This window comes from Streptomyces sp. NPDC127595, assembly GCF_042671685.1.
Classification (GTDB): Bacteria; Actinomycetota; Actinomycetes; order Streptomycetales; family Streptomycetaceae; genus Streptomyces.
In genome coordinates, this window is sequence record NZ_JBHXWK010000009.1 from 371,665 (window position 1) to 387,997 (window position 16,333).

Below are 16,333 nucleotides of genomic sequence, written 5' to 3' on the forward strand. Positions count from 1 at the left end.
CCGCCTCCGCGGGTAGCGTCCGGGACCATGGACAGCCGTTACGACACCCAGGGCGCCGGAATCACCGTGCAGCGGGCGCTGGAGCTGCCCGGGCTGCGCGGCGGGCTCCCGGAGATCCTCGCGGGAGCCGACCGGCTGCAGCGCACCGTGCGCTGGGTGCACGCGGGCGAGGTCCCGAACATCGCCTCGCTCCTCAAGGGCGGCGAACTGCTCCTGACCACCGGGTACGGCCTCGGCACCCGCCCCGCCGAACAGCGCGCCTTCGTCCGCACGCTGGCCGAACGCGGAATCGCGGCCCTCGTGGTGGAGCTCGGCCCGCGCTTCACACGGCTGCCCGCGGCCCTCGTGGAGACCGCCCGGTCCACCGGTCTCCCACTCGTCCAGCTGCACCGCGAGGTGGCCTTCGTGGCCGTCACCGAGGAAATCCACACCGAGATCGTCAACGGCCACTACGCCCTCCTCCAGCAGGCCGAGGAGGTGCACCGACGATGCACGGAGGCACTCCTCGGCGGGGGCGGCGTGCCCCAGGTGCTCCGGATCCTCGCCGACTTCAGCGGCAATCCGGTGTTCCTGGAGACGCCCGAGGGACAGCTCCTGTACGCCGCCGGGTCCGGCAGCGCGGGGGCCGACCCGCTCCAGGTATGGGAGGGCATGCGCGGCCAGCACAAGGAGGAACCGCCCGCCGGAACGACACTCGTGGACGTGCCCGGCGGCGGCCCCGGCACGAGCTCGGTACGGGCCCGCCTGGTCATGCTGCCCGTCAGCGCCCCGGTCGCCCCGGTGCACCGGCTCGCGGCGGAGCGGGCCGCCGGGATCCTGGCCGTCGTGCTGATGCAGGCCCGCCAGGAGGAGGAACTCGCGGCGCGCGGACGCGGCGACTTCCTCACCGACCTCGCCGAGGGCCGTATCGAGGCGGAGGACGCCCCGGCGCAGGCCCGGGTGCTCGGCTTCAAGCCCGGCAACAGCCCGCTCCTGCCGGTCGTGATGCGGCTCACCGACGGCCTCTCCCCCGGCGGCGGCTGGGCGGTCCTGGCCCGCGCGGTCGCGGAGGAGCTCGCCTCGGTCGGGGTGCCCGTCCTGCTCGGCGTACGACCTGTCGAGGGCCGTGTCCCGCTTCTGCTGGGCCTGCGCTCGGAGTCCGAACGCCCGGCAGTCGCGGACCGGGTCGCGGCGGCGCTCCGGGCGGGCGTGGAACGCGCGGGCATGCAGCGGCCCGGCGCGCAGCCGCCGGTGGTGGTCGTCGGCGTCGCCGGGGGCTGGGCGGCGGCCTCAGCGGGTCTGCGGCACGCGGCGGAGACGGCGACGGCCGCACAGGGCCTGACCGACCGCCCCTGGTACGACGCCCGCCGCCTGGACATCGACCTGCTCCTGTGGCGCCTGCGCGACCACCCGGACCTCGCGGCCTTCGTGGACCGCGCCATCGGCCCCCTCCGCGACCACGACAACCGCTCCAAACCGCCGCTTCTCCCCACCCTGGAGACGTATCTGGCCCACGCGGGCCGCAAGGCGGAGACGGCCCGCGAGCTGCACCTCAACCGCCAGACGCTCTACAACCGCCTGGCCCGGATCGGGGAGTTGCTGGGCACCGACCTGGACGACCCGCAGACGGTACTGGCGTTGAGCCTGGCGCTGCGGGCACGCAGGCACGTGTCCTGACCGGGCACGCGCCTCAGCCAAGCGGCCTTGGCTGGGTCAACTCGTCGTAGACACTGAGCACCTGGGCGACCGTCTCGTCCTCGGTCGGCCAGGTCGCCGCCTGCCGGACGCCCCTCTCCTTCAGCAACTCCCGACGACCGGGATCCCGAAGAAGGCTTACGACGGCCTCGGCCAACGCCTCCGCGTCCCCGTACGGGACGAGTTCGGCCGCGTCGCCGACCAGATCGGGGATGCCGCCGACGGCGGTCGCGACGAGCGGGACGCGCGCGTGGAGGGCCTCCTGCGCGAGCACGGACCGGGATTCCCAACTGCTCGGCAGCAGGGCGAGATCGGCCGCCGCGAGGAGTTCGGTGATGTCGTCGCGCCGCCCGACCAGGCGGACGGGCAGCCCTTCGTCCTCGATACGGCGCTGCAGCACCGTCCGGAGCGGCCCCTCCCCCGCGATCACCAGCAGCGGCAGCGGATCGAGGTCGCGCCAAGCGCGGGCGGCATCCAGCAGGATGTCGTACCCCCGGTGCCGGTCGAGGGAGCCGACCGCCATGAGCAACGGGCGGTCGGTGGCGCCGAGTTCGGCCCGCGCCTTCTGCCGCAGCCGGTCGGAGTCGCCGTTCTCGACGGTGCTGCGCGGCGCCGGAGACGCCACAGCGGCCAGCCGTGCGTCCCGAGCGCCCCTGCTGCGGGCGCGATCCACCAGATCGGAGGACGTGCCGAGAACGACGGCGGCCGCCCTGGCGACCCGCCGCTCCAGCATGCGCAGCAGATGCGCCCGCGCACCCTCGGCTTGTGGGCGCGTGTGCCAGGTGACGACGAGCGGGACACGCCGCCCACTCAGTGCCAACGCCGCCCTCAGCGCGGCGTGCAGCCCGTGCGCGTGCACCAGGTCGGCATCCGCGCAGGCGGTCCGCAGCGCCGCCAAGGAGGCGGCGTCGTTGCTGCGCGGCACGGGAACGTGCCGCGCGCCCACACCGGTGAACCCGTAGGCGTGATCGGCGTCGGCAGGGGCGCACACGGTGACCCGCACGCCCCGGGCGACGAGACCCGAGGCCAGCGACCGCACATGCGCACTGCTGCGCGCGCTCCCACCGCCGAGCACCTGCACGGTGCGCAGCGGCGACTGGCCGTGCGGTGAGTGGCTGCTCACGTGGCTCACGTGGCCGGGGCTCCTGGTTCGGCATCGAACGGTCACGAAGAAACGTACAGAAGAAGCGTGCGCGGAAACGTCACACAACGCCAAGGATGCCAGGCCGCCCGACCGTTCCGGCACCACGGCCGGAACCGGATCACGACACCCCGGCCAACGCGAGCACCTGAGTCACTCACACGAGTGAGGCCGCGGAGCGGCCGGGATACAGGGACCGCGGAGCGGCCGAAAGGTCGGGCGGGCGGGGAAACCGCCGCGGAGCGGCGGAGTTCGGACCGCGGAGCGGTTCAAGGCAAGGCCGCGGAGCGGGACAAGGCAACACCGCGGAGCGGGACAAGGCAACACCGCGGAGCGGGCAAAGGCACCGTCGCGGAGCGGCGGAGAGAGCCCCCGCCCGCCGGCGGCTACCCGTCCGCTCGGGCGGTAGCCAACAGCTCCTCCGCATGCGCTCGGGCCGTCTCCGAGTGTTCCTGTCCGGCCAGCATGCGGGACAGCTCGCGGATTCGGTCCTCGCCCTCCAGGATCTTGACCCCGGACCGGGTCACGGACCCGTCGTTGGTCTTCTCGACCAGCAGCTGCCGGTCGGCGAACGCGGCGACCTGCGGGAGGTGCGTGACGACCACGACCTGCGCGGTCTTCGCGAGCCGGGCGAGCCGCCGTCCGATCTCGACCGCGGCCTTGCCGCCGACACCGGCGTCGACCTCGTCGAACAGATACGTCGGCACCGGATCCGTACCCGCGAAGACGACCTCCACGGCGAGCATCACGCGCGAGAGCTCACCGCCGGAGGCGCCCTTGGCGATGGGCCGGGGCGGCGCACCCGGGTGCGGGGCGAGCAGCAGCTCGACCTCGTCGACGCCCGCGGGCCCGTACGCGACCGTACGGCCGCCGAGTTCGACGCCCTCCGGGTCGTCGGTCTGCCGGATCTCGAACGACACGCGCGCGTGCGGCATGGCGAGCGAGGCCAGCTCGGCGGTCACGGCGGCGGCGAACCGTGCGGCGGCCTCCGTACGGGCCTCCGTCAACCCCTGGGCAAGTCCGCCCAGTTCGGCACGCAACGCGTCCCGCTCGGCGGTCAGCCCGTCGATCCGCTCGTCGTCGCCGTCGAGTTCGAGGAGCCGCGCGGCGCCCTGCTCGGCCCAGGCGAGTACGGAGTTGATGTCCTCGCCGTACTTCCGGGTGAGCTGGGTCAGTGCGGCCCGGCGCTCCTCGACCGCCGCGAGCCGCAGCGGATCGGCGTCGAGATCGTCGGCGTACCCGGCCAGTTCCCCGGCCACATCCCGCAGCAGGATGTTGATCTCCCCGATCCGCCCGGACAGCGCACCGAGCGAGGAGTCGTGCGAACGTACGGCTTCGAGCGCCCGGTGCGCCCCCGCGACGAGTGTCGCCGCGTCGATGCCCTCCGGGTCCTCGGGATTGCCCGCGAGCGCCGCGTGCGCGACCGTGGCGGCCGATGCCAGCGCCTCCGCGTGGCCGAGCCGCTCGGCCTCTGCAGCCAGCTCCACGTCCTCGCCCTCCCGCGGCTCGACCCCGGCGATCTCGTCGAGTCCGAAGCGCAGCAGGTCGGCTTCCTGGGCCCGCTCACGCGCACGTGTCGTGATCTCGTCCAGCTCGGCCGAGATCGCGCGGAGCCGCCGGTAGGCACCGGCGTATTTGGCGAGGGGCACGGCGACCGCGTCCCCCGCGTACCGGTCGAGCGCCTGCCGCTGCCGGGACAGCTTGAGCAGCCCCTGCTGGTCGGTCTGCCCGTGCACGGCGACGAGCTCGTCGGCGAGTTCGGCGAGCACCCCCACGGGCACGGAACGCCCGCCCAGGTGAGCCCGCGAGCGCCCCTCGGCGGAAACGGTACGGCTGATCAGCAGCGCCCCGTCGTCGAGTTCGGCCCCGGCCTCCTCGGCCCGCAGGACCGCGGTCCCGCCCGGGGGCACGGTGATCCGCCCCTCCACGACCGCGTTCTTGGCGCCGATCCGTACGAGGGCCGGGTCGGCACGCCCACCCAGCAGCAGCCCGAGGCTGGTGACCACCATCGTCTTGCCCGCACCGGTCTCACCGGTCACGGCGGTGAAGCCTGGCGACAGCTCGACCACCGCGTCGTCGATGACTCCGAGCGACCGTATCCGCATCTCCTCCAACACGCCCCCGACCTTACGAGGTCAGGGACCGGATGTGCGACGGCCCCCACCCCCCTGGTGCGAAGGCGCAGGTGACAAGGACCCACAAAGGGCCCGTTGTCACCCGCCGGAGTGGGCCACCGTACAAACGCCGTACACGTCAGTCCGTACACGTCAGTCCGTACAAACAGTCGTACGACTAGTGCGGCGCCCCGCGCCACCCGGAGACCGGCAGCGCGAACTTCGCGACCAGCCGGTCCGTGAACGAGGCGTGGTGCAGCCGGGCCAGCCGTACCGGCACGGCCCCCCGCCGGACCTCCACCCGCGCGCCCGGCGGCAGGTCCACCGACCGGCGCCCGTCACACCACAGCACCCCCGGCGGAATGTGTGGCAGCACCTCGATCGCGAGCACCGAGTCCGGCGAGGTCACCAGCGGCTTCGCGAACAGCGCGTGCGCGCTGATCGGCACCATCAGCAGCGCCTCGACCTCCGGCCACACCACGGGCCCGCCCGCGGAGAACGCGTACGCCGTGGAGCCGGTCGGCGTGGCGCAGACGATGCCGTCGCAGCCGAAGCCGGTGACGGGCCGCCCGTCGATCTCGAGGACGACCTCAAGGAGCTTCTCGGCGGACACCTTCTGCACGGCGGCCTCGTTCAGCGCCCAGTCGGTGTGCACGATGTCGCCGTTCTGGTGCACGACGACATCGACGGTCATCCGCTCCTCGACCTCGTACGCCTTGGTCACCACCCGGTCGACGACCTTGTCGAGGTCGTCCCGCTCGGCCTCCGCGAGGAAGCCGACGCGGCCGAGGTTGACGCCGAGCATCGGTACTCCGGACGCCCTGGCGAACTCGGCGCCGCGCAGCAGCGTCCCGTCACCGCCGAGCACGATCAGCAGCTCGCACCCGTCGAGGCACTGCGGTGTGGCCTCCTTCACCAGCTCCACACTCGCCGGCAGCGGCAGGTCGGCGGCCTCCGCCTCAAGGACACGTACGCCGATCCCAGAACGCAACAGCCCCTGGACGACGAGTTCGGCGCTGCGGATCGCAGCGGGCCGCCCGGTGTGGGCAAGCAGGAAAACAGTACGAGCTCGGGTCTGTGTCAACGCGGCCCCTCCGCCACTGCACGGTCAACGTCGGCCGGGTCGAGTTCGGGTGCCCCGGCCCGCAGCCACAGAAAGTACTCGACATTGCCCGAAGGTCCGGGCAACGGGCTGGCCGTGACCCCCTGCACTCCGAGCCCCAGCCCCCAGGCGCGCGCGGCCACCCCGCGCACTGTCTCGGCCCTCAGTTCCGGGCTGCGCACGACACCGCCGCTGCCCAGCCGTTCCTTCCCCACTTCGAACTGTGGTTTGACCATCATCACCAGATCGGCGTCGGGCGCCGTGCACCGCGCGAGGGCGGGCAGCACCAGGCCGAGCGGGATGAAGGACAGATCCCCGACAACAAGATCCACGGGCTCCCCATCGATCGCGTCCAACGTCAACTCGCGTACGTTCGTACGGTCCTTGACGGTGACGCGTTCATCGCTCTGCAGAGACCAAGCAAGTTGACCGTAGCCGACGTCGACGGCGACCACATGGGCGGCTCCCGCGCGCAGCAGTACGTCGGTGAAGCCGCCGGTGGACGCTCCGGCGTCCAGCGCCCGCCGGCCCTCGATCCTGAGCCCCTGCGGGACGAAGGCTTCCAGCGCGCCGGCGAGCTTGTGTCCGCCGCGTGAGACGTAGTCGGGGTCGCTGTCGTCCTGGGTCACCACGATCGCGGCCGCGGTCTCCACCTGGGTGGCGGGCTTGACCGCGAGGGTCTTGCCGACGGTGACCCGGCCGGCGGCGATCAGCTGTCCGGCGTGCTCACGCGAGCGGGCGAGCTTGCGGCGGACCAGTTCGGCGTCGAGGCGGCGGCGTGCCACTCCTGCCACGTTCGGTTCAGCTCCTGCGGTCGTACGGCGTCGGGGGCGCCGGAGGTCCCGGGCGGGCGTCGAGCGCGGTGAGCGCGTCGCGCAGCCCCCGGTGTACATCCTCGTACACCTCGATGTGTCCGTCGGTGGCGAGGTGGTCGGCGTCGGCCAGCCGGTCGAGCTGGGCGTCGATGTCCGCGTTGCCGGTGGGCGTGCGGGGCACGTTCAGCGGGGCCGGGGCGGCAGGGTCGAACGCGGGCCCGGCATCGACCGGAACCTCTGTCTCCGGGACCTCGTCCTGCGGCGACGGGGTCTGGGGCACTGAGTCGCTCATGCCCCGACGCTACCCCGAAGCGCTGCGGTACCGTCGATCACGATGGCGACCATTGAGGAGTGCCGCACCGCACTCGAAAAGCTCTCGGACAACATGGCGAGCGCCGAAGGGGACGTACGCACCGCTGCGGCCCTGGACCGCTCGCTGAGCTGCCGTATCACCGACCTGGGCATCACCTTCGTCGGCCGCCTCAAGGACGGCCGGATCGAGGTGCTCGACACACTTCAGGGCCCGCCCGCCGAGAAGGCCCAGATCCGGCTCACGATGAACGGCGACGACCTGGTCGCGATGGTGAACGGCGAGCTGAACTTCGCGAAGGCCTGGGGCTCGGGCCGGGTGAAACTGGAGGCGGGCCTGCGGGACCTGTTCCGGCTCAGGACCCTTCTGTAACCGACGCCGACGCCGACGCCGACACCGTCGCCTTCCCCTTCGCCTTCGCCTTGGCCGAGTCCGACGCGGCCGTACGGGCCTTGCGCGCCGCCGGCACCACCAGCGGTGTCCCCGTCTCCGGGTCCTCGATGACCTGGCAGCGCAGCCCGAAGACCTCCTCGACCAGGTCGGCGGTGACGATGTCGCCGGGCGCCCCCTGGGCGATGACCGAACCCTCGCGCAGCGCGATGAGGTGGGTGGCGTACCGGGCCGCGTGGTTGAGGTCGTGGAGTACGGCGACCAGGGTGCGGCCCTGTTCCTCGTGCAGTTCGGCGCAGAGGTCGAGGACGTCGATCTGGTGCTGGATGTCGAGGTAGGTGGTGGGCTCGTCGAGGAGCAGCAGCGGTGTCTGCTGAGCGAGCGCCATCGCGATCCACACGCGCTGTCGCTGGCCGCCCGACAGTTCGTCGACATAGCGATCGGCGAGTTCGGCGACGCCGGTCGAGGCCATCGACTCCTGAACGACCCGCTCGTCCTCCGTGGACCATTGGCGCAGCAGCCCCTGGTGCGGGTAGCGGCCCCGGCCGACCAGGTCGCCGACCGTGATCCCGTCCGGCGCGATCGAGGACTGCGGCAGCAGCCCGAGCGTCCTGGCCACCTTCTTCGCGGGCATGGACTGGATGACCTGTCCGTCGAGCAGTACCCGTCCCTCGGAGGGCTTGAGCATCCGCGAAAGGGCGCGCAGCAGTGTCGACTTGCCGCAGGCGTTCGGGCCGACGATCACGGTGAAGGAGTTGTCGGGTATCTCCACCGACAGCTTCTCGGTGATGACGCGCTGGTCGTAGGCGAGGGTGACGTTCTCGGCGGAGAGGCGGTTCACGGTGCTGGTGCTCCTCTTGGTCTTCTCGTTCGCTGCGGCGCCCATTTCCGACTGGCCGGCCTTCCGCTCGGCGGCGTCCATTTCCGACTGACCGACCTTCCGCCCGTCGGCGTCCATTCCCGACTGACCGGCCTTCCGCCCGTCGGCGTCCATTCCCGACTGACCGGCCTTCCGCCCGTCGGCGTCCATCTCCTGCCGACCGGCCTTCCGCTCAGGGTCCCTTCGCGGGCGCCCCGTATTCCGTTCGGCGTTCATATCCGGCTTCCGTGCGGCGCTCATATCCGGCCCGCCTTGCGCTCGGTGACCAGGAGCCACAGCAGATAGACGCCGCCGAGGACTCCGGTCACCACGCCCACGGGCAGCTGATCGGCGCCGAAGGCCCGCTGCGAGGCCCAGTCCGCGACGATCAGCAGGGTCGCGCCCATACACATGGAGGGCACCAGGTTCGGGCCCGGCGAACGGGTCAGCCGCCGCGCGAGCTGCGGCGAGGTGAGCGCCACGAAACCGACCGGGCCGGCGGCGGCGGTGGCGCCGGCGGTGAGCAGTACGGCGGCCAGCATCAGCAGCAGCCGCGTCCGCTCGACCCGCACCCCGAGCGCGTACGAGACGTCGTCGCCCATCTCCATCATGCGCAGCCCGCGCGCGTTGCCGAGAGCCAGGGGAATGAGGACGGCGCACATGATCAGCAGCGGCCACACCTGGGTCCAGTCCCGGCCGTTGAGCGAGCCGGTCATCCAGACCACGGCGCGGGCCGCGTCGACGATGTCGGCCTTGGTCAGCAGATAGCCGTTGACCGCCGTGACGATCGCGGAGACACCGATACCGACCAGAACCAGTCGATAACCGTGCACGCCTCGTTTCCATGCGAGCAGATAGATGGCGAGCCCGGTCACGAGGCCGCCGACGAGCGCCCCGAGGGCGACCTCGTTCGCGCTCCCGGAGAACAGCACGATCATGATGAGCGCGCCGGCCGTGGCGCCCTGCCCGAGGCCGAGTACGTCCGGACTGCCCAGCGGATTGCGGGAGATGGACTGGAAGATCGCCCCGCTGAGCCCGAGCGAGGCCCCCACTAGCAGACCGACGATGACCCGCGGCAGCCGCAGGTCGCTGACGATGTACTCCTGAATCGTGGTCCCGTCGCCGAACAGCGTCTTGAGGACGTCCGGGGCGGAGATCGGGAAGTCGCCGGTGCCGATCAGCACGACGCTCGCGGTGAGCGCGGCGGCCAGCAGCAGGACGACGACGGTGAACGCCCTGACGTCGAACCGGACCGACAGCCCACGGCCCGTCCGAACGGCTCGGGTGCCCCTGACCCTGCGGGCCGGAGCTGGAGGAGGTGCTGCCGGTTCAAACGTGGCCGGCTTCCGGGTGGTCGTCACAGCTGCGCCGTCCTCCGCCGTCGTACGAGATAGATGAAGACCGGGCCACCGAGGACCGCGGTGACGATGCCGACCTGCAATTCAGCGGGCCGCACGATCATCCGGCCGATGACATCGGCGCCGAGCAGCAGCACGGGCGACAGCACCGTCGCGTACGGCAGGATCCAGCGCAGGTCGGGCCCGGTGAAGGAGCGGACGACGTGCGGGACCATCAGACCGACGAACACGATCGGCCCGCAGGCGGCGGTCGCGGCGCCGCACAGCACCGTCGCGGCGGCCATGGACAGCGCGCGGGTGCGGTTCAGGTTGGCGCCGAGCGCGCGGGCGGTGTCGTCGCCCATGGTCACGGCGTTCAGCGGGCGGGCGAGGGCCAGCGCCAGGATCGTGCCGACCGCCAGGAACGGCAGCACCTGCTTGATGGTGGTGTCAGTGGCCGAGGCCAGCGATCCGACCGTCCAGAACCGCATCTTGCCGAGCGCGGCGTCGTCCATGATCATCACGGCTTGCAGATAGCCGTAGAGCGCGGCGCTGATCGCCGTGCCCGCGAGCGCGAGTCGCACCGGGGTCGCCCCCCGGCTACCGCCGAGGAACCAGACCAGGGCACCCACCGCGGCCGCCCCGAAGAAGGCGAACCAGACGTAGCCGTTCAGACTCGTGACGCCGAAGAACGTGATGGCGGTGACGACCGCGGCGGAGGCGCCCGCGTTGATGCCGAGCAGTCCGGGGTCGGCCAGCGGATTGCGGGTGAGCGCCTGGAGAACGGCGCCCGCCAGCCCCAGCGCGGCGCCGACCAGCAGCCCGAGGACCGTACGCGAGAGCCGGTCACTGACCACGACATCCGCGTAGGTCCCCGAGTCGTGGAACAGGCCGTGCCAGACCTGATCCAGCGGCAACGCTTTCGCGCCGATCGCGATACTTGCCAGCGCGACGAGCGCCAGCAGCGCCACGGACGCGAGGAGCCCAAAGGTACGTATCGCCCGGCGGGTTGGGGGCGCGGGGGCGGACTCCGCGCGCTCTTCAGGAGGACTGTCAACCAACACCCGGTTAGGTTAGCCTACCCTCTCAACTTGGCTCGATCCCGTGTCACGGCAGATGAGCCCTGCGCCCCGCGCCCTGCGTGTGCGCCCTGCGCCCCTTGTGCCCCGCGCGCCGCATGTGGGCCCTGGCCCCTCGTGCCCCGCGCCCCGCGCGTGCGCCCCTCGTACCCCGCGCCCTGTCCGGTGTCCTGCGCCGCACCCTATGGCCCCTCCCCGTGCGCTTGGCTGCGCTCAGAGCCCCAGCCGCGCCAGCGCCTTCCCCCCGTCCAGCTCGCAGGACCCGTCCCCGGCCGCCGTCCACGCCGCCGCGCACAGCGCCCGCAGCCCGTCGAGGGCCTCGCCGTCACCTTCCAGCTCCAGCCGCTCGTTCCCAGCCGTGGCCGTCCAGCCGCCGCAGCGGAAGCCGCCGTCCGCCTCGCTGACCTCCGGCTGGCCGGTGAGCAGCCCGCGCAGATCGGCGTCGACATACGTCGGCCGATGCTGCGGCGGGGCGGCGAGGAGCTGCGCGCCGTCCGTGACACCGGTCAGCACGAGCAGCGAGTCCACTTCCCCGTTGAACGCGCCCTCAATGTCCGTGTCCAGCCGGTCACCGACGACCAGCGGCCTCTTCGCCCCGGTCCGCAGAATCGTCTCCCGGTGCATCGGGGGCAACGGCTTACCCGCCACCTGCGGCTCGGCGCCCGTGGCGATCCGTACGACCTCCACCGCCGCGCCGTTCCCCGGGGCGATCCCGCGCGCGCTGGGGATCGTCAGATCGGTGTTGGACGCGAACCACGGCACCCCACGCGCGATGGCGTAGGACGCCTCCGCGAAGCGCCCCCAGGGCAGATCCGGACCGCCGAAGCCCTGTACGACCGCCGCGGGATCGTCGTCCGCCGACTCCACCGGTTCCAGCCCGCGCTCACGCAGCGCGACCCGCAGCCCCTCCCCGCCGATGACCAGCACGCGCGAGCCGGCGGGCACCTGCTCGCTGATGAGCCGGGCCGCGGCCTGCGCCGAGGTGATGACGTCGGAGGCTCCGGTCGGTATCCCCAGCTCAGTGAGGTGCTCGGCCACCGCGTCCGGCGTACGCAACGCGTTGTTCGTGACGTACGCGAGACGCATCCCGCCCGAGTGGGCGGTACCGAGGGACTCGACGGCGTAAGCGATCGCGTTCCCGCCCGCGTACACCACTCCGTCCAAGTCGAGCAGAGCCGTGTCGTACGCCTCGCTCAGGGCCTGCGCACTGCCCTCGGGCCGCGTCCTGACGGTCTGGCTCATTCCGCATCGCTCCTCATTCGATCCCTTTGCCCCGATCATCGCGCATGCCACTGACACACTTACGATGCCTGAATGAACTATGCAGGTCCCACGCACGTACCCGCACGCATGGGCCTTGATCTGAACCCCTTCCGGGGCCTGCGCTACGACCCCGACCGGGTCGGCAGTCTGGCCGCCGTGACATCGCCGCCGTACGACGTCGTCGTACGGCCGGACGGTCTGCTCCACCTGGAATCAGCCGACCCTCACAACATCGTCCGGCTGATCCTCCCGCAGGACACCACCCCCACCGCGCGAAACGAGCAGGCAGCCGAAACCCTGCACCGCTGGCTGTCCGAGGGCGTCCTCACCACCGACACCGAGCCGGGCCTGTACGTCTATGAACAGCGCGACGGCCACGAACAGCACGACGGCGGCATGCTGCAACGCGGCATCATCGGCGCCCTGCGCCTGTCGGAGCCGGCGGACGGTGTCGTCCTCCCCCACGAGGACGTGATGCCGCACGTCGTCGCGGACCGCGCGGCTCTGATGCGTGCCACCTCCGCCAACCTCGAACCCCTGCTGCTGACCTACCGCGGCAATGGTTCCCGGGTGGGCACCGCCGCCGTCATCGAACGCACCACCCAGCACTCGCCGCTCCTGTCCACCACCACGGAGGACGGCTTCAGCCACCGCCTGTGGGCGGTCACCGACCACGCCGATCTGGCCGAGATCCAGACAGACCTCGGCAACCACCAGGCCCTCATCGCCGACGGCCACCACCGCTGGGCGACGTATCTGCGTCTACGCGCGGAGCACCCCTCCCCCAGCCCCTGGGACTACGGCCTGGTCCTGCTGGTCGACACCACGCGCTACCCACTCCGCGTCCGGGCGATCCACCGCCTCCTGCACCGCCTGCCGGTAGCCGAAGCGCTGACCGCCCTCTCGGGCTCCTTCCGCGTACGCCATCTCGACGTCGCCCTCCCCGAGGCCATGGAAGCCCTGGCCACAGCGGCCGCGCGCGGAAACGCATTCCTCCTGGCCGGCGACGGCGCCTTCCACCTGGTCGACCGTCCGTCCCTGAACCTCCTCGCCCGTACGATCCCGAGCAACCACCCCGAGGCCTGGCGCACCCTGGACGCGACCGTCCTGCACGCCACACTCCTCGAACACGTGTGGGGCATCCCGGAGGACTCGCCCGAGCACATCGCGTACATCCACGACACGGCGGCCACGGTCGCCAAGGCGGAGCGTGACGGCGGCACGGCCGTCCTGATGCATCCGGTCCGCGAGGAGGTCGTACGCGACCTGGCCCGCCAGGGCGTCACAATGCCCCGCAAGTCGACGTCGTTCGGCCCGAAACCGGCTTCGGGCCTCGTCCTACGAGCACTCGCGGGCTAGCGCACAGACGAACGGGCGGAACCCCTTCCGGAGTCCCGCCCGTCCGCTTCTACGTCGCCTGTTCTACGTCTCCTGCATGACGTCAGCCTTGGGGCGCGTCCTTGGAGTCGTCGTCGTCAGGCGTCTGCCGGCCCTCCGGAACCTCGACTTCGTCGTCGAGCTGAGGCGCTGTGTCGATCTCGGCCGCAACCGGCGCCGGGACCTCCGCGTCCGCGTCGGTCTCCGTGTCCGTGTCCGTGTCCGTGGCCGTGCCGGTGTCCGTGTCCGCTACCGTCTCGTCCTCGTCCTCGTCCTCGACGAGCGCGTCGAGGAACTCGACGCCGTCCAGCTCGGCGAGCCGGTCGGAGGCGTCCGTGCTGCCGTCCTTGTCGGACTCGATGGCCTTCGCGAACCACTCGCGCGCCTCACCCTCCCGGCCGGCGGCAAGCAGCGCGTCGGCATAGGCGTACCGCAGTCGCGCGGTCCAGGGCTGCACGGAGTTCGAGGCGAGCTCGGGGCCCTGGAGGGTCACGATGGCGGCATCGATCTGCCCGATGTCCCGCCGCGCACCGGCGGCCACGAGGCGCATCTCGACCTGGCCGGCCTTGTCCAGCTTCTGAACCTCAGGAGCACCGGCCATGTCCAGCGCCTTCTCGGGGCGGCCAAGGCCGCGCTCGCAGTCCGCCATGACAGGCCAGAGGTCCACGCCGCCGGTCATACGCCGAGCGGCCCGGAATTCGGCCAGCGCCTCGCTGTACTTCTGGCTCGCGTACGCGGCGAAACCGGCCGCCTCGCGTACGGCGGCGACACGCGACGCAAGACGCAGGGCAACCTTCGAGTAGCCGTACGCCCCCTCGGGGTCCTCGTCGATGAGCCGGGCGACCATCACGAGGTTCTTGGCGACATCGTCGGCAAGCCCCTTCGGGAGGCTCATCAGTTCCTGCCGTACGTCCTTGTCGATCTCGTCTCCAGTGACGTCCTCGGGGATCGGCAGCCGCTTGATCGGCTCACGGTCCCGGTCACGGTCGTCACGGAAGCTTCCACCACCGCGGCGGTCGTCGCCACGCCGGTCGTCACGACCTGCGAAGCCACCGGGGCGACCGCCCCTGTCGTCACGGCGCGGGCCGGCTCCCCGGTCGTCGCGCCCACGGAATCCACCACCACGGTTGTCATCACGGCGCGGACCACTGCTGGGGCGCTCGTCGCGGCGGAACGCCGGACGGTCGTCCCTGCGGTCGTCACGACGGGCACCACCACGGTCGTCATCGCGACGCGGTGCACTGCTGGGACGCTCGTCACGGCGGAAGCCGCCACCGCGGTTGTCATCGCGACGATTGTCGTCGCGGCGGAAGCTGCTACCGCCACGGTCACCGCTGTCGCGCCGGTCGTCCCGACGGAAACCGCTGCCGCCACGGTCGTCATCGCGACGCGGACCGCTGGCAGGACGGTCATCACGCCGGGGCCCACTGGCCGGACGGTCATCACGGCGGAAACCGCCACCACGGTTGTCATCACGACGATTGTCATCACGACGGAAGCTGCTGCCACCACGGTTGTCATCACGGCGCGGACCACTGCTGGGGCGCTCGTCACGGCGGAACGCCGGACGGTCGTCCCTGCGGTCGTCACGACGGGCACCACCACGGTCGTCATCGCGACGCGGTGCACTGCTGGGACGCTCATCGCGCCGGAACGCCGGACGATCCCCGTCACGCCGGAATCCCCCGCCTCGGTTGTCGTCACGCTTGTCGTCACGCCGGAAGGCCGGACGGTCGTCCCTGCGATCGTCACGACGAGCATCGCCGCCCCGGTCGTCGCGGCGGAAGCTGCTGCCGCCACGGTCACCGCTGTCACGCCGGTCGTCCCGACGGAAACCGCTGCCGCCACGGTCGTCATCGCGACGCGGACCGCTGGCAGGACGGTCATCACGCCGAGGCCCATTGGCCGGACGGTCATCACGGCGGAAACCGCCACCACGGTTGTCATCACGACGATTGTCGTCGCGGCGGAAGCTGCCACCACGGTTGTCATCGCGACGCGGGCCACCGCTAGGACGCTCATCGCGCCGGAACGCCGGACGATCCCCGTCACGACCACCACCGCCGGCGCTGCCACCTCCACGGTCATCACGACGCGGGCCACCGCTGGGACGCTCGTCACGCCGGAACGCCGGGCGACCACCGCGGTCACCTTCGCGTCGGTCGTCACGGCCGCGGAAGCCGCCGCCGCGGTTGTCATCACGACGATTGTCATCACTGCGCGGAGCGTTGGGGCGGTCGTCCCGACGGAAACCGCCACGGTCACCGCCGCCCCTGTCGTCGCGCCGGCCCTGACCCGCGCTGGGGCCGCTGTCACGTCGATCGTTGTCGCGGCGCGGGCCCCCGCGGTAGCCGCCGCGGTCACCACTGTCCCGGCTTCGCTGGTCGCGCTCCGGTCGCTCATCGGGAGAGTTGGTGGACATGGTGACTCCTGTCTTCGGTACCGCAAGTCATTCTCGCGCAGCCAGGTACCCGGCGCGCTTCGGAAAAACAAAAAAGGACCTCTGGTCCCAGCGAGTCGCTGGGACCAGAGGTCCTCAAGATTTGTTCGGCGGCGTCCTACTCTCCCACAGGGTCCCCCCTGCAGTACCATCGGCGCTATAAGGCTTAGCTTCCGGGTTCGGAATGTAACCGGGCGTTTCCCTTATGCTATGACCACCGAAACCCTTTCAGACACCCCACAATAAAGCGGAGTCTTGAACGGGCAGCGAACAAGCACACTATTCAATTGATTAGTGAAACTGTTCAGCCAGCACAACCGTTCGTTGTCTGGGAACTACACAGTGGACGCGAGCAACTGAGGACAAGCCCTCGGCCTATTAGTACCGGTCACCTCCAGCGGTTACCCGCCTTCCAGATCCGGCCTATCAACC

General features: G+C 71.4%; 14 protein-coding genes and 1 rRNA gene. 3 read left to right on the plus strand and 12 right to left on the minus strand.

Annotated features, from left to right (window positions below):
- Nucleotides 1–27 precede the first annotated feature (27 nt).
- A complete protein-coding gene (locus ACFVKT_RS28430; RefSeq protein WP_385736534.1) occupies nucleotides 28–1,656 on the plus strand; it encodes a PucR family transcriptional regulator in 1,629 nt (542 codons plus the stop codon).
- A gap of 13 nt (nucleotides 1,657–1,669) precedes the next feature.
- Here the strand turns inward: ACFVKT_RS28430 and ACFVKT_RS28435 are convergent, their stop codons facing one another.
- The 5 genes from ACFVKT_RS28435 to ACFVKT_RS28455 form a co-directional block, all read right to left on the minus strand.
- A complete protein-coding gene (locus ACFVKT_RS28435; RefSeq protein WP_385736537.1) occupies nucleotides 1,670–2,806 on the minus strand; it encodes a glycosyltransferase family 4 protein in 1,137 nt (378 codons plus the stop codon).
- Nucleotides 2,807–3,201: 395 nt separating this feature from the next.
- Complete coding sequence (recN, locus tag ACFVKT_RS28440) at nucleotides 3,202–4,932, minus strand: DNA repair protein RecN (protein ID WP_385736540.1); 1,731 nt, start codon at nucleotides 4,930–4,932, stop codon at nucleotides 3,202–3,204.
- Between the two features lie 175 nt (nucleotides 4,933–5,107).
- Nucleotides 5,108–6,013: an NAD kinase gene (locus ACFVKT_RS28445; RefSeq protein ID WP_385736543.1), complete on the minus strand. Its 906-nt coding sequence runs from the start codon at nucleotides 6,011–6,013 to the stop codon at nucleotides 5,108–5,110.
- Complete coding sequence (locus ACFVKT_RS28450; RefSeq protein ID WP_385736545.1) at nucleotides 6,010–6,825, minus strand: TlyA family RNA methyltransferase; 816 nt, start codon at nucleotides 6,823–6,825, stop codon at nucleotides 6,010–6,012. The genes ACFVKT_RS28445 and ACFVKT_RS28450 overlap by 4 nt, the downstream gene beginning before the upstream one ends.
- A gap of 7 nt (nucleotides 6,826–6,832) precedes the next feature.
- A complete protein-coding gene (locus tag ACFVKT_RS28455) occupies nucleotides 6,833–7,138 on the minus strand; it encodes a hypothetical protein (RefSeq protein WP_385736548.1) in 306 nt (101 codons plus the stop codon).
- A 42-nt stretch (nucleotides 7,139–7,180) separates the two neighbouring features.
- On the opposite strand from ACFVKT_RS28455, the gene ACFVKT_RS28460 reads away from it, so the two are divergent.
- Nucleotides 7,181–7,528 (plus strand): SCP2 sterol-binding domain-containing protein, encoded by a 348-nt coding sequence (locus ACFVKT_RS28460; protein WP_385736551.1) that lies wholly within the window; start codon nucleotides 7,181–7,183, stop codon nucleotides 7,526–7,528.
- Here the strand turns inward: ACFVKT_RS28460 and ACFVKT_RS28465 are convergent.
- The 4 genes from ACFVKT_RS28465 to ACFVKT_RS28480 all read right to left on the minus strand — a co-directional run bounded on the left by ACFVKT_RS28465 (nucleotide 7,512) and on the right by ACFVKT_RS28480 (nucleotide 12,063).
- A complete protein-coding gene (locus ACFVKT_RS28465; RefSeq protein WP_385736626.1) occupies nucleotides 7,512–8,432 on the minus strand; it encodes an ABC transporter ATP-binding protein in 921 nt (306 codons plus the stop codon). The two genes, ACFVKT_RS28460 and ACFVKT_RS28465, sit on opposite strands and share 17 nt — an antisense overlap.
- A 230-nt stretch (nucleotides 8,433–8,662) precedes the next feature.
- The gene (locus tag ACFVKT_RS28470; RefSeq protein WP_385736629.1) at nucleotides 8,663–9,664 is read right to left on the minus strand and encodes a FecCD family ABC transporter permease; all 1,002 of its coding nucleotides are present in this window, start codon (nucleotides 9,662–9,664) and stop codon (nucleotides 8,663–8,665) included.
- A 98-nt stretch (nucleotides 9,665–9,762) separates the two neighbouring features.
- Complete coding sequence (locus ACFVKT_RS28475) at nucleotides 9,763–10,806, minus strand: FecCD family ABC transporter permease (RefSeq protein WP_385736553.1); 1,044 nt, start codon at nucleotides 10,804–10,806, stop codon at nucleotides 9,763–9,765.
- 228 nt (nucleotides 10,807–11,034) lie between these two features.
- Complete coding sequence (locus ACFVKT_RS28480) at nucleotides 11,035–12,063, minus strand: HAD hydrolase-like protein (RefSeq protein WP_385736556.1); 1,029 nt, start codon at nucleotides 12,061–12,063, stop codon at nucleotides 11,035–11,037.
- 72 nt (nucleotides 12,064–12,135) lie between these two features.
- On the opposite strand from ACFVKT_RS28480, the gene ACFVKT_RS28485 reads away from it, so the two are divergent.
- The gene (locus ACFVKT_RS28485) at nucleotides 12,136–13,443 is read left to right on the plus strand and encodes a DUF1015 domain-containing protein (RefSeq protein WP_385736559.1); all 1,308 of its coding nucleotides are present in this window, start codon (nucleotides 12,136–12,138) and stop codon (nucleotides 13,441–13,443) included.
- Nucleotides 13,444–13,525: 82 nt separating this feature from the next.
- Here the strand turns inward: ACFVKT_RS28485 and ACFVKT_RS28490 are convergent, their stop codons facing one another.
- From ACFVKT_RS28490 to rrf, 3 genes are all read right to left on the minus strand, one after another.
- The gene (locus tag ACFVKT_RS28490) at nucleotides 13,526–14,356 is read right to left on the minus strand and encodes a hypothetical protein (protein WP_385736562.1); all 831 of its coding nucleotides are present in this window, start codon (nucleotides 14,354–14,356) and stop codon (nucleotides 13,526–13,528) included.
- Nucleotides 14,356–15,660 (minus strand): hypothetical protein, encoded by a 1,305-nt coding sequence (locus ACFVKT_RS28495; RefSeq protein WP_385736565.1) that lies wholly within the window; start codon nucleotides 15,658–15,660, stop codon nucleotides 14,356–14,358. The genes ACFVKT_RS28490 and ACFVKT_RS28495 overlap by 1 nt, the downstream gene beginning before the upstream one ends.
- A 346-nt stretch (nucleotides 15,661–16,006) precedes the next feature.
- A 5S ribosomal RNA gene (gene rrf, locus ACFVKT_RS28500) occupies nucleotides 16,007–16,123 on the minus strand.
- Nucleotides 16,124–16,333: the final 210 nt, after the last annotated feature.

What these genes read in the sequence shown, in the direction of transcription:
- ACFVKT_RS28480 (WP_385736556.1), bottom strand. Translation starts at nt 12,063, where the DNA reads ATGAGCCAGACCGTCAGGACGCGGCCCGAGGGCAGTGCGCAGGCCCTG.
- ACFVKT_RS28495 (WP_385736565.1), bottom strand. Translation starts at nt 15,660, where the DNA reads ATGACAACCGCGGCGGCGGCTTCCGCGGCCGTGACGACCGACGCGAAG.
- ACFVKT_RS28430 (WP_385736534.1), top strand. Translation starts at nt 28, where the DNA reads ATGGACAGCCGTTACGACACCCAGGGCGCCGGAATCACCGTGCAGCGG.
- ACFVKT_RS28485 (WP_385736559.1), top strand. Translation starts at nt 12,136, where the DNA reads ATGAACTATGCAGGTCCCACGCACGTACCCGCACGCATGGGCCTTGAT.
- ACFVKT_RS28460 (WP_385736551.1), top strand. Translation starts at nt 7,181, where the DNA reads ATGGCGACCATTGAGGAGTGCCGCACCGCACTCGAAAAGCTCTCGGAC.
- ACFVKT_RS28465 (WP_385736626.1), bottom strand. Translation starts at nt 8,432, where the DNA reads ATGGGCGCCGCAGCGAACGAGAAGACCAAGAGGAGCACCAGCACCGTG.
- ACFVKT_RS28455 (WP_385736548.1), bottom strand. Translation starts at nt 7,138, where the DNA reads ATGAGCGACTCAGTGCCCCAGACCCCGTCGCCGCAGGACGAGGTCCCG.
- ACFVKT_RS28490 (WP_385736562.1), bottom strand. Translation starts at nt 14,356, where the DNA reads ATGAGCCTCCCGAAGGGGCTTGCCGACGATGTCGCCAAGAACCTCGTG.